This window comes from Sellimonas caecigallum (assembly GCF_019754295.1).
Lineage (GTDB): Bacteria > Bacillota > Clostridia > Lachnospirales > Lachnospiraceae > Sellimonas > Sellimonas caecigallum.
Genome location: NZ_VIRV01000008.1, coordinates 39,461 through 51,557, shown reverse-complemented (window position 1 = coordinate 51,557; position 12,097 = coordinate 39,461). Strand labels below are relative to the sequence as shown.

At 46.8% G+C, this 12,097-nt stretch carries 11 protein-coding genes, 1 tRNA gene and 1 pseudogene; 3 read left to right on the top strand and 10 right to left on the bottom strand.

Annotation, left to right across the window (positions count from 1 at the left end; translation table 11 throughout):
• The first annotated feature begins 464 nt into the window (after positions 1 to 464).
• Entirely contained in the window at positions 465 to 1,565 is a 1,101-nt protein-coding gene (locus tag FLB61_RS07050; RefSeq protein WP_221919767.1) for a sulfite exporter TauE/SafE family protein, read from the top strand.
• Positions 1,566 to 1,583: 18 nt separating this feature from the next.
• Here the strand turns inward: FLB61_RS07050 and FLB61_RS07045 are convergent, their stop codons facing one another.
• The 9 genes and pseudogenes from FLB61_RS07045 to FLB61_RS07010 all read right to left on the bottom strand — a co-directional run bounded on the left by FLB61_RS07045 (position 1,584) and on the right by FLB61_RS07010 (position 8,019).
• Positions 1,584 to 2,048: a glycine/sarcosine/betaine reductase component B subunit gene (locus tag FLB61_RS07045; protein WP_087201556.1), complete on the bottom strand. Its 465-nt coding sequence runs from the start codon at positions 2,046 to 2,048 to the stop codon at positions 1,584 to 1,586.
• Positions 2,049 to 2,090: 42 nt separating this feature from the next.
• Positions 2,091 to 2,861 (bottom strand): proline reductase cluster protein PrdD, encoded by a 771-nt coding sequence (gene prdD, locus FLB61_RS07040; RefSeq protein ID WP_221919766.1) that lies wholly within the window; start codon positions 2,859 to 2,861, stop codon positions 2,091 to 2,093.
• A gap of 106 nt (positions 2,862 to 2,967) precedes the next feature.
• Positions 2,968 to 3,213, bottom strand: coding sequence for a hypothetical protein (locus FLB61_RS13465; protein WP_465231401.1), 246 nt, complete (start codon positions 3,211 to 3,213; stop codon positions 2,968 to 2,970).
• Between the two features lie 27 nt (positions 3,214 to 3,240).
• On the bottom strand, positions 3,241 to 3,693 hold the full coding sequence (locus tag FLB61_RS13460) for a glycine/sarcosine/betaine reductase selenoprotein B family protein (protein WP_465231400.1): 453 nt from the start codon (positions 3,691 to 3,693) through the stop codon (positions 3,241 to 3,243).
• The gene (locus FLB61_RS07030) at positions 3,693 to 3,980 is read right to left on the bottom strand and encodes a CBO2463/CBO2479 domain-containing protein (RefSeq protein ID WP_087201649.1); all 288 of its coding nucleotides are present in this window, start codon (positions 3,978 to 3,980) and stop codon (positions 3,693 to 3,695) included. The genes FLB61_RS13460 and FLB61_RS07030 overlap by 1 nt, the downstream gene beginning before the upstream one ends.
• Before the next feature lie 21 nt (positions 3,981 to 4,001).
• Positions 4,002 to 5,849 (bottom strand): D-proline reductase (dithiol) proprotein PrdA, encoded by a 1,848-nt coding sequence (gene prdA / locus FLB61_RS07025; RefSeq protein ID WP_221919765.1) that lies wholly within the window; start codon positions 5,847 to 5,849, stop codon positions 4,002 to 4,004.
• A gap of 72 nt (positions 5,850 to 5,921) precedes the next feature.
• Positions 5,922 to 6,317: pseudogene (locus FLB61_RS07020) on the bottom strand (D-proline reductase (dithiol) proprotein PrdA); the annotation flags it as partial.
• A gap of 40 nt (positions 6,318 to 6,357) precedes the next feature.
• On the bottom strand, positions 6,358 to 7,686 hold the full coding sequence (prdC, locus tag FLB61_RS07015; protein ID WP_221919764.1) for a proline reductase-associated electron transfer protein PrdC: 1,329 nt from the start codon (positions 7,684 to 7,686) through the stop codon (positions 6,358 to 6,360).
• A gap of 235 nt (positions 7,687 to 7,921) precedes the next feature.
• A tRNA-Sec gene (locus tag FLB61_RS07010) sits at positions 7,922 to 8,019 on the bottom strand.
• Between the two features lie 298 nt (positions 8,020 to 8,317).
• Here FLB61_RS07010 and FLB61_RS07005 point away from each other — a divergent pair.
• On the top strand, positions 8,318 to 9,352 hold the full coding sequence (locus FLB61_RS07005) for a proline racemase family protein (RefSeq protein ID WP_087201547.1): 1,035 nt from the start codon (positions 8,318 to 8,320) through the stop codon (positions 9,350 to 9,352).
• Positions 9,353 to 9,386: 34 nt separating this feature from the next.
• The gene (locus FLB61_RS07000; RefSeq protein ID WP_087209819.1) at positions 9,387 to 9,974 is read left to right on the top strand and encodes a TetR/AcrR family transcriptional regulator; all 588 of its coding nucleotides are present in this window, start codon (positions 9,387 to 9,389) and stop codon (positions 9,972 to 9,974) included.
• 101 nt (positions 9,975 to 10,075) lie between these two features.
• Here FLB61_RS07000 and FLB61_RS06995 read toward each other — a convergent pair whose 3' ends face one another.
• Positions 10,076 to 12,058: a sodium-translocating pyrophosphatase gene (locus tag FLB61_RS06995; protein WP_221919763.1), complete on the bottom strand. Its 1,983-nt coding sequence runs from the start codon at positions 12,056 to 12,058 to the stop codon at positions 10,076 to 10,078.
• Positions 12,059 to 12,097: the final 39 nt, after the last annotated feature.

Below are 12,097 nucleotides of genomic sequence, written 5' to 3'. Positions count from 1 at the left end.
TTTCACAGCTATCATGTCACAGCTTTTTCAGTATATATGATGATATGATTTTTTTCAAGTATTTTTTTTGTATTTTTTTTCATACAATCCATATTTTGTGTTGTTTTTGGTATTTTTCAATTTTCCCTATTGACAACCAGTTTTTTGCATGGTATATTGTTACCGAATTAGTACACTAAAGTACTAAAGATTGTATTGCAGTGCTGTCTGTATTCCCCCAAAGTATGGACAGCGTCTCCAATTTGAAATCATACATCCTCTTTGTTAAGAGATTCCCCAGTTTTGTATATTTCGAAACTGCAGTACAGTCAAAAACCTCTCAATGACATACCAAAATGAAAAAGCGGATGCAACATGTATCCGCTTTTTCATTTCCCGTACAGTTCTTTCATATATAATAGATAATCATTGCCGATGTTTTCCATCGCATGTCAGGTATAGCTTTCTATACCGGAAAGGAGCCTATGAATCTTCTTCTGTTCGTGAAGTCCGCCATTCTTTTATACGGAGTCATCTTCACATTTATCTTTGTACGCGACTGTCTGAGACACCGGGGAGATTTTCGTCCCGGCCGCACTCTTCCTTTGGCAGTCATCGGCTTTGTCAGCGATCTCTTCGACACTTGGGGGATCGGAAGTTTCGCAATCTGCCAGTCCGCCTTCAAGTTTACCCGCTCATGCAGGGATGAACTCATGCCCGGCACACTAAATGTCGCGCATACTCTTCCCACGATACTGGAGTTTCTCCTCTTTCTGAATCTTATCAAAATTTCAGGAGTTACTCTGATCGCCCTCATCGCAGGTGCTGTAGCCGGCGCTGTATTCGGTGCTTCCATCGTCTCGAAATGGCCGGTCCGCATTGTACGGATATCTCTCGGGACCGCCCTCCTTATCCTGGCCGTCATCCTTTCATTGAAGCTCTTTCATATCGGTCCTTTCGAAAGTACACTATCGCCCCGTGAGATCGTTTCGCATCTTGACGATTCCGGCATTGCTATCGTAAATCCTGACCAATGGATTCACTATGTGGAGAACAGAGATATTGTCCCACAGGAGAAAAAAGCCATCTTTCAGGATCCATCCGTAACAGAGAGAGAATTGACACATGTCGCTTCCGTTTTGAAGGAATCAGGAAAAACCCGCATCCCTGCAGAGGACCTTTCCTTCGCCATCTCCGAAAACCTGGTCTATGGATTGAACGGAATACGCCTTGTCATCGGGACACTCGGAAATATGGTACTGGGGGCCCTCATGACAATCGGAGTAGGGCTTTACGCCCCATGCATGGCTCTTGTAAGCGCTCTTGGTATGAATGTCACGGCATGTTTCCCTATTATGATGGGTTCCTGCGCGTTTCTCATGCCCTCTGCAGGTCTCAAATTCCTGAAAGAAGGAAAGTACGACAGAAAAGCCGCAGTATTGATTTCGATTTTTGGGCTTGCAGGTGTTTACATCGCATATAAAGTCGCCTCCTCGCTGCCAATGCAGCTTCTGACTGCCGGTATTATCTGTGTCATGATTTATACCGCCTTTGTCTTCTTCCGATCTGCCAGAGAGGAAAGCTGATGCAAAGCTTCTTTCCTCTTATTTCTTTCTCATCTTCAGTTTCAGCATGGCCGCTGCTTTTCTGGCGTCCATGCTGTCCACAGCATTTTCTCCTACCACGTTCGTTTCCACACCTTCTGGATTTTTGTTCATATCCACGATCGTATCCATATACGGATTGGTAACGACAAACTGTGCCGCTGTGCCTGTAAAGTGGATACCTACCACCGGAATTTCCCTTTTCCCCAGCTGTTCTATCGTGTTGGTAAAGTCCACATCACTGTTGCCCCATCCATCCGCCGAGATGATGACACCGTCCGCGCGCATCCCTTCTGCCCAGACAGCCGCCCTTGTTCCCACAAGGATCTTGTCTTCCTGATCCTGCGGTGTCCCGACAATCAGAATCCCCATCAAGTCTAAGTCTTCGTCCGACGACACTACATCCAGGAGAGGATCCCGGAAATTGTGAAGTGTTGTCTCTTTTGTTGAAGGTCCAATTCCCATTTTTACTCCTCCGTTTCTTCTATAATAATATGGCATACCCGATCACTGCATCGACCTAAGGATGCCGTCCCGATATTCATTTGGCGTCACAAGAACCGGCATGTTTCCCATGTCAATGATGGAACGCCCTCCTTCCACACCAGACGGTTCCTTGGCAAACAGATGCATGTCATACATAGCACCTTGTCCTGCCACCTGTTTGATGATCAGCACTTTCTTTTTCCCCGGTCTCACGACATCGTAAAACTCGTGTCGCTCTGTACAGCGATTCCCGTGGAACTTCTTCAGCTGTTCTCTGTATTCCTGAACAAACTGGTCACATGCCCTATGCGCTGCCGTAACCCCCGCCCGGATCTGTCCCATACCTTTTTTCATGGTCACATCAAACGCAAGGATCATATCCCTTTCTCCCGGCGTGCCGGCCCGGCCAAACTTCATCTGCTGCGAGAGCATTCCTTCGGATGAGCCAAATTCATGCGTCTGTTTTCCTTCCGTGTCCACACCTGTCAGGATCACGTATACTCCTGTCAGCGTATGGGTAATGCCATCGCCAATATTTCCCAGAACCTTCGCTGATATCGGTATAACATCCATGATCGTATTCGTATATTGTTCTCTCTCCTCTGGTCGGATGATCCGCACGCTGATGTCCGCGATATAGTCCGATTCTTTTTCCCTATATTTTTGTACAGATCCTCTGTCAACTGTCATAATTCCGTCTTCTGACACACGGTTTTCCGATCCCCACACGGCTTCTTTCACATGATACGCCTTGATGACGAGTCTGCGCAGTTCTTTGCTTTCTCCAGACATGTTCCGCCTCCATTTCCTGATTCTATTTCGCGTTTTACAGTTTTCACACATCAATAAAGCGCCGACACATTCATGTCAGCGCTTCATGTCTAATATCCTATATCCATTATACCTTCGCTACGTATTCGAACGGCAGCGGTACAACTTTGCCCGGAGTATCGATGGCTACCAGCTGCTCCAGTGTTGCCTTTACGATATCTCTCTGCATTTCCGGATTGTTCGGTTCTCCTGCGTTAGCTCCCATCGGAACGAGCGGAGCTACTGCACGAGGTGTTCCTGTCTGACGAACAACAGGCGGAAGAGCTGCAATGATAATTGTCGGTATTCCAGCTTCTTCAATCGCTCTCTGCACCAATACTGCAGAGCGGTGGCAAGTACCTCATCCTGCTGTGAGGATAACAGCGTCTACGCCTTCCTCTTTGAACATCTGTGCAATGGCCGGTCCAGTTTCGTGCTTAAATTTTTCCTGGTTTCCGCCACCGCCCATGAATCCGGCATGTACCGGTGCACATGCTTTGATAAATCCTTCTTTTGCCAACTCATGGATTCTGTCAATCGGGAACATACAGTTGATGTCTTTATTGACATCTCCGTTATCGTATCCACCATGGGAAACCATAAGTTCATTTGACGGCATTGTATCTGTAATCTTTCTCCAAGTGAAATCTCCTGCGAGATTAAATCTTTCCTGATCTTTGTGATGAACACCGGCAGCTGTCGCAAGTGCGATCGTCATATCCTTCAGTTCTTTTTTAACTGGGGTCCAGACAGCCGGAGGAGTGATCGGAACAAAGATTTCAGACTGTAATCCTTTAACTACTGTTAAACTCATTATTCTTCCTCCTGTTTTTCTTCGTTCAACGCGCGCATCTCTTTTTGGCGCCGCGTGTAAATATCAAGGTTGCTAACGTATTTTTCATTGATTTCCGGTCCAAGCTGTTCCACAAAACTCATGTTCCATGCCACTTCCTGGCCCACTTCAATCGGATAATCAGTGATGAGCATCCTCATCGGGATCTTCAGATACCCGAGGCGTCCCTTCAGGTCTACCCCTACACATCCGTCATGTACTTCCACGATGATGCCTTCCATTCTGATTATTTTATCTCCATACTTCAATTCCATACGTCTTACCTTCTGTTAGTCGTATTTTTCTTTTCTCTTCTGGCTCATCGGAAGTGACTGTTCGTTTGCTACCAGTTCCACTTTCTTTCCTGTCGCTTTTTCAATCATTTCGATGTTGTTTGCTTTTACGTTCGGATTCCATTTCTTTTCTGCAGGCTTTACTTCTTCTCCAGCCATCGCAGCTTTCAACATGGCGATCGCACGTACAGCTTCTTCTTTACACAGCGTATTGCATGCAAGAACTTCGTTTTCAATACCAGACTCGGATTTGTTGTTGTCAACCATGTTTGTCATGTACGGATTACCTACAACAAGCGCTCCCTGTACAGCACAGAAAGATAATCCAACTACCGGAACGCCTCTCTTTCCGATCTGTTCGTGGTGGCTTGCAAAATCGATATGGTTGTTTCCGAAACCTTCTGTAGTAATGAATGCTCCGTCTACATCCAGCGCTTCCACGGTCTGACCAACACGTTTGGATACGTAGAATTTCTCCGCATTGATCTGAGGACTTCCAACAAAAAGAACTCCACAGAGATCCAGCTCTTCATCATGAAGCGCTTCCAGAACAAGTGGTTCTCTCCAGTAATGTCTGGACATCTCTTTTGATGCAGGTCCGATACATGTGAGTGCGTGGATACATCCATCAAGTACTTCCAGAGGGGATGTCATAACCGGAACGTTTCCAAGGTCTACGTTCGGTCTTGCCCCGAGAACGCCTACCGGCTCAACCGGCAGAATCAGGTTGTCATGCATAGCTCCCTGTCCCATGATCTCTTTTACGATAACGACTTTCTTCTTGCCCGGATGTCTCAGGTGTTTGAATTCTTCTGTATCTACAACGAGAGAATCGTCTGCTTTCTTTAATGCCTGACGAATTTCTTCTGTGATCATGTCTGTAGCTGTATGTGCAGCCAACGGACCTGGACGTTCCATGTTTGTTCCTTCTTTGATGATCACTTCTGTCTTGATAAAGATCTCGCCTTTATCCGGTGCTCCCGGACGTCCCCACATGATGTTCTCATCCAGGTATCCTTCGGATGAACCGAATTCTCCGATCTGAACTCCGTTTGCGTCTGTACCTGTTACCATCATGACAACTCCGTCCAGAACGCGTGTCACACCGCTTCCAATCTCAGCTTCGCCTTCTTTTGTGGCAATCGGCTGTACGTCCATGATCGTGTTGGAGTATGTGTGATACATCTCCGGCGTGATGATTTCAATCTTCAGGCTGTTTACCAGTTCCTGACTGTTTGCTGCTTCTTCTTCAATTCCTTCGCGGATATAGAGAACAGTTCCTTCGATCTTTGTCTCCGGTCCTCTCTTTACTTCCGTGATGTTAAAATGCTTTCTTGTAAGAGTCCCCATCACTTTCGCTTCCGGTTCTTCTTCCTTTACAGGTGCCGCCACCACTGCTGCCGGTGCAGCCGGTGCTCCTGCGCCGCCAAGAATCCCTACCGGAATTTCCAGATCGATATCTTTTCCTTCGCCGATATGGATTTTCATCACTCCGCCTGCTGCGGCTGCCACTGCCGGTGCCGGTGCAGCCGGCGCGGATACTACAGCAGCTTCTTCTTTTTCTGCTTCTTCGGCAGGTTCTTCCACTGCTACTTCCTTGAATCCTTCCACTACGTCCGCTGTGAGCGCTGTAAGTGAGTCACACGTTTTCTTCAGTTTTGCGCCAAGAACCTGTTCGATCGTAAGCACACCATCGAGATTCAAAAGCCCTGAATCTACCAGATCGTCAAAAATTGCCGGATCTTCCAGATTTGCAGCTTCGATCGTAATGCCCTCTTCTGCTCTGCAGCATAACACTGCCGGGTCTTTCGCATGAGCTTTCGCTGTTTCAGCTGTAATTGACATGTATGTCTCCTCCTTAATTTTTCGTTCGGCTTTTCGCCGGTTTATCTGTAACAATAAATTGGGTTAAAACACAATTTCCAAGTTAATATCTTTTCCTTCTCCAATATGGATTTTCATAACTTGTCCGGTTCCACCCGGCAATACTGCCTGCGGTTCCGGTGTTTCCGCCTTCGGAGCTTCTTCCATCGGTTGTTCTGCCGGTGCTTCTTCCTCAGCTTCCTTGTAACCTTCTACCACCTCTGGTGTAAGTGCTGTAAGTGAGTCGCATGTTTTTTTCAGTTTTGCACCTAATACCTGTTCGATTGTGAGAACGCCGTCGAGATTCAGAAGTCCTGAATCTACTAATTCATCAAAAATTGCCGGATCTTCCAGATTTGCAGCTTCGATCGTAATTCCTTCTTCTGCTCTGCAGCATAACACTGCCGGATCCTTTGCATGAGCTTTCGCTGTTTCAGCTGTAATTGACATGATTGTTCCCTCCTTAATTTTCTCCTTTGGCGAATACGTATTATTTCCCTTCCGGGAGCTGTTCTACGTGTTTGGATACTCTCAGATATCTGTAAAGCGGATGTCCGATCGTCCTCATCACATGATCTGTCTGATGGAAAACTTTCAATTTCATCTTCGGCGCAGAACCCATGACTGTGTTGGAACAGTCTGAACAGTTGCCGATAATGATGTATTCACATCCGTCCTTCTTGAACTGAATATTATTTTTTGCCTGTCCTGGGCAATTCCCCGGTCTCTCGCATTTCAGAGGAGCTCCCGGCTTGTTTTCCACAGCTTGCTTACATCTTGCCACAGATGCAACAACACCGTTCATCTTCTCACAGATATCTCTCATGCGGGCTTCGCTTCCTCCGCATGCACATACGAGAAGTCCTACTTTTGCGCCGTGAAGGTTCGGGAAATCAATCGTCACAATAATTCCGCCCGTCGTCTTCGTGATCGGGGCATCTTCTGTCGTCGGAAGTCCTGTAAAAGGTCCTCCCATGATGATCTCGCCGTAGAGCCCGTCGATTCCTCCCGCTCTTTCGATCAGTTCTCCTACGTTTGTCCCAACCGGAACATCCATGAATACGTGCGGCTCATTTCCTCCATTGATCTTTCCGATTACAGTCAGATTTTTGGAAAAGCACGGTTTTCTGTCTTCAATGGCTTCTGCAACTCTTGCGATCGTTTCAACATTTACAACGACTGCGTTTGCAGCAGACGGAAGCTGCGTCGTCTCAAGCTCGATTCCGAGACACTCTCTTACGACTGCTCTTTCTTCTCCCATCGGGTAAATATCCGGAAGAAGGTGGATCGTCATAGCTGCTTCATCCTTGAGTGTCGCTCTCAATGTATCAACTGCTTTTTCATTTTTCTTTTTGATCGCAAAGATGGCTTTGTCGGCCCCTGCAATCTCCATGCAGTACTTCACACCCCGCACGATCTTGTCTGCACTCTCCTCGATCTGACGGATGTTGTGGCAAAGTCCCGGCTCGCATTCCGCCGCATTGATCAGGATGTAGCCCTTGTCAAGATGTGCATCCAATTTGATGCCTGTCGGGAACCCTGCTCCACCCATACCGACAACGCCGGCTGCTTTGACCATTTCAAGCGGAGTGCCTTCTGCGATCTTCTCATACTCATCCGGCTGTACTTCATCCGGTTTGATGATGATGCGGTCATCTTTTACTTCCTCAACTACACCGTAAACGCTTGAGAAGATATTTGCCCCAAGTCCTGTCGGCACTGCGACCAGTGTACCTTTTTTCACTGCATCTCCTGCCTTTACGACCGCTTCACACGGTGCACCGACATGCTGACGCAGCAAAAGCTGAATGTTTCCCATAACAACATGCTCCTTTTCTTTATTTTTTTAGACCGGCAAGTCATATTCAAAGGACATCCGGTCTTTACCTGCTGTTGTTTCTGTTTTAGTATTTCCTCTCAACGAACTCTCTATTTATCTATATTGTCTATAAAGTCTATAAATAAGAGATAACCCCGAATTGTCCACAGTTTCAATTGTTTCTTCCACACATCTGTCTGTTTTTTCACAATCCAGGGGTCTATAACTACTTTTTTGGCGAGGGCATGTGGGAATCGAACCCACCCGGGACGCTCTTAACGCCCCACACTGGTTTTGAAGACCAGGGAGCACACCAGTCACTCAACTACCCCCATATTTTCTTTACCGCAAACCCAATTTAACACAGTTTGCAACAAATTTCAACAAAAAATTTTTTATTTTTTGACCATATCCATTTTAGCAAATAATCGTTGACTTTTCAAGGTTTTTCATTCATAATCATAACTAAAGACTGAACTTCGTACTAGAACACGGTCTAATCGTTATTACTTTAACTTTTTTACCCGTTCAAATGGCATGCCGTATTGTCATTATCGAACGTTCAGTATCGTATGATTATTGCTTTTTTCTATAAGCAATCGGTATTTCATTCTAAGGAGGACTTTTATCAATGGAACTGCATCCAAAATTAAACCTTGATCAGTATGAATCTTCTTTTGTAGCTGTCGACACACATACACTTGGAGAATTTACACGTATTATCATGTCCGGTTTTCCGAAACTGGAAGGAAATACAATGATCGAAAAGAAAAATTTCCTTGCAAAACATTACGACCATCTCCGGAAATCTCTCATGTTTGAACCAAGAGGACACCATGATATGTTCGGAGCTCTCGTAACAGACCCGGTCAATCCAGAAGCAGACTTCGGTGTCATCTTCATGGATACAGGAGAATATCTGAATATGTGCGGACACGGAACGATCGGAACTGTAACCGCAGTCATTGAAAGCGGCCTGATTCAGGCAAAAGAACCTTTTACAGAAGTCGTTCTGGAAGCTCCTGCCGGGCTGATCCGCACAAAGGCAGAAGTCAAAAACGGAAAAGTGGTAAGCGTTACGCTCACAAACGTACCTGCTTTCCTTTATAAACAGGGACTTAAAACAGTTGTGGATGGAAAGGTCATCACGTACGACATTTCCTTTGGCGGAAGTTTCTTTGCCATTATCGATGCTGAACAGCCGTCCATCGCTACACATGTGGAGCCGAAGACGATCCCGTTCTTCCAGGATCTTGGAATGAAGGTGCTTGAGGCAGTGAATCGTGAAGTGAAAGTACAGCATCCGACACTCGATATCACTTCCGTGGATCTGGCCGAATTTTACTGCCACACAGACTCCGAAGGATGCGACCGCAGAAATGTCGTGATTTTTGGAGATCACATGGCAGACCGTTCTCCTTGCGGAACCGGAACAAGCGCAAAACTTGCCACCCTTCACGCAAAAGGGGAAATCGAAGTTGGCACACCTTTCGTATACGAAAGCTTCATCGGCTCCAAATTTAAAGGCGTGATCCTGAAAGAAACCAAGATCGGCGATTATGATGCTGTCATCCCGCAGATTACAGGAAGCGCGTATGTGACAGGACTTGCCACATACGTGATCGATGGGGATGATCCGCTGAAATACGGTTTTCAGGTAGGATAATAGCAAATACTGAATCAGAAAGGCGGCCGGAACCATGCCACGAAAACCTTTATCGACAAAGAGCCGCATCGTTAAGGCGGCCTGGAATCTTTTTTACAAAAAAGGGTATGACAACACTACAGTAGAGGATATCATCAATTTGTCAAAGACATCAAAAGGAACCTTCTATCACTATTTTAAAGGGAAAGAAGCTCTCCTGAATTCCATCTCTTATCTGTTCGATTCGAAATACGAGGATCTGCAGGCAGAGATTTCTCCGCAGACTTCCTCGTACGACACCCTTTTATATTTAAACCGTGAACTTTTCCGCATGATCGAGACAAGTATTGACGTAAAACTGATCGCCTACTTGTACTCATCACAGCTTATCACAAAAGACAGTCAGTCTCTTCTCGATGAAGAGCGCCTGTACTTTACATGGCTGACCGAGATTGCGCAGAAAGGGCTGGATTCCGGGGAATTTCATCCGTCTTCCACGGCATCAGAACTCGTCAAGATCTACGCCATGTATGAGCGCGCCATGATCTATGACTGGGCTCTCTGTAAAGGGAATTACTCCCTCTCTGAATTCAGCGCCCGTCTTCTTCCGCATGTTCTGGAAACATTCCAAAAAGGAATTTAAGGAAAAGCACCATGCCAGAAAGGCAGCCCGGAAATTCTTCCGAGCTGCCTTTCTTTTTCAAACTTTGTATATGATCCATCCACTTTCTCTTAGGATTAATTTTACAGCAGTCCTCCTACAGACAAGAAAAGAGGTGCAAACACAAGGGATACGATCGTCATAAGCTTGATCAGGATGTTGATAGAAGGTCCTGATGTATCTTTAAACGGATCTCCGACGGTATCTCCGACTACCGCTGCCTTATGCGCCTCGCTTCCTTTTCCGCCATGGTGTCCGTCTTCTATGTATTTTTTCGCGTTGTCCCAAGCTCCTCCGGCATTGGACATAAAGATCGCCATCAGCACACCGGTTATCAGAGCGCCTGCAAGAAGGCCTCCCAGCGCATTTGCGCCGAGAACGATCCCGACGATCAGCGGCGCCGCCACTGCCATGATTCCCGGGACAAGCATTTCTTTCAAGGCTGCCGTCGTGGAGATCGCCACACAGGATTTATAATCCGGCTTCTCCGTGCCTTCCATGATCCCCGGTATCGTTTTAAACTGTCTTCTCACTTCCTCGATCATCTGGTAAGCTGCCTTTGAAACACTCTGCATCGTCATAGCAGAGAAAAGGAACGGAAGCATACCTCCGATAAACATACCGATGATGACACGATTGTCCAGAATATCTATGCTCTCTAGCTTAACCGCTTCCGCGTAGGAGACAAAAAGAGCCAGTGCAGTCAGCGCTGCAGAACCGATGGCAAATCCTTTCCCGATAGCCGCCGTTGTATTGCCCACCGCATCCAGCCGGTCTGTAATCTTTCGTACAGATTCGTCAAGCCCGGACATTTCCGCGATGCCTCCGGCATTGTCCGCAATCGGTCCATAAGCATCTACCGCTACTGTAATAGCCGTAGTGGACAGCATACCGACCGCCGCCAGGGCAATTCCGTAGAGGCCGCAAAACTGATATGCAGCGAAAATCCCGACACAGATAAGAAGCACGGGGGCAGCCGTAGATTTCATTCCTACCGCAAGTCCGCTTATGATCGTAGTCGCAGCCCCTGTCTCCGACTGTTCTCCGATCTCCTTTACGGATTTATAATCGGCGGACGTGTACACTTCCGTGATGACCCCGATCAGAAGTCCTACTATAAGTCCGGATACGATGGCAATAGCGGCTTGAAAGTTTCCAAAAAACTGATTGCTCAGAACAAACGATACGATCAGTATCAGGACGCTCGATACATATGTTCCCATCTTCAATGCTTTGTGCGGATTTGATTTCTCATCTCCTCGTACGAAAAATGTCCCGATGATCGATGCGATCAGGCCAAGGCCTGCAATCAGCAGCGGATACAAAGCTCCCTCCGCTTTGAAATAGACAATGCCAAGCGTAATTGCTGAAACGAGCGCTCCCACATAAGATTCAAAGAGATCTGCTCCCATTCCTGCCACATCTCCTACGTTATCCCCTACATTGTCTGCAATCACAGCCGGATTTCTCGGATCATCCTCCGGAATTCCTGCTTCTACCTTTCCTACAAGATCTGCTCCTACATCGGCAGCTTTCGTGTAAATACCTCCTCCTACACGTGCAAAAAGTGCGATGGAAGATGCTCCCAAACTGAATCCGGAGAGTACATCCACATTTTCTGTAATAATATAAATGATACTGACTCCAAGCACACCAAATCCAGCCACGCACATTCCCATCACAGCTCCGCCGGAAAATGCGATGGAAAGCGCCTTATTCATTCCAGATTTCATAGCTGCATTGGCCGTCCGCACATTTGCCCTTGTAGCTACCTTCATCCCAAAGAAACCAGACAGCGTGGAGAATACAGCTCCAAATGCAAAACATACTGCTGTGATCCAGTTTCCCACACCAAGCCCGATCAGCACAAACAGAATCGCAACAAACACGATCAGAATTTTGTACTCGGCAGTGAGAAATGCCTGCGCCCCTTCGCTGATGGCTCCTGCGATCTCCCGCATCCGCTCGTTCCCGCTCTCCTGGCGTGCCACTTTCCATGCCAGGTAGGCTGCAAACAGCAATGTAATGACAGCAAATGCCGGAACCATGTTTAGTAATGTTTCCATAAAAACTCCCTCCTTTTCTTTTGGTACACTTTATGTTCC

What these genes read in the sequence shown, in the direction of transcription:
- prdD (WP_221919766.1), bottom strand. Translation starts at nt 2,861, where the DNA reads ATGTCTGGAGAAAGCAAAGAACTGCGCAGACTCGTCATCAAGGCGTAT.
- prdC (WP_221919764.1), bottom strand. Translation starts at nt 7,686, where the DNA reads ATGGGAAACATTCAGCTTTTGCTGCGTCAGCATGTCGGTGCACCGTGT.
- FLB61_RS13460 (WP_465231400.1), bottom strand. Translation starts at nt 3,693, where the DNA reads ATGAGTTTAACAGTAGTTAAAGGATTACAGTCTGAAATCTTTGTTCCG.
- FLB61_RS07005 (WP_087201547.1), top strand. Translation starts at nt 8,318, where the DNA reads ATGGAACTGCATCCAAAATTAAACCTTGATCAGTATGAATCTTCTTTT.
- FLB61_RS06995 (WP_221919763.1), bottom strand. Translation starts at nt 12,058, where the DNA reads ATGGAAACATTACTAAACATGGTTCCGGCATTTGCTGTCATTACATTG.
- FLB61_RS07050 (WP_221919767.1), top strand. Translation starts at nt 465, where the DNA reads ATGAATCTTCTTCTGTTCGTGAAGTCCGCCATTCTTTTATACGGAGTC.
- FLB61_RS07045 (WP_087201556.1), bottom strand. Translation starts at nt 2,048, where the DNA reads ATGGGAATTGGACCTTCAACAAAAGAGACAACACTTCACAATTTCCGG.
- FLB61_RS07000 (WP_087209819.1), top strand. Translation starts at nt 9,387, where the DNA reads ATGCCACGAAAACCTTTATCGACAAAGAGCCGCATCGTTAAGGCGGCC.
- prdA (WP_221919765.1), bottom strand. Translation starts at nt 5,849, where the DNA reads ATGTCAATTACAGCTGAAACAGCGAAAGCTCATGCGAAAGACCCGGCA.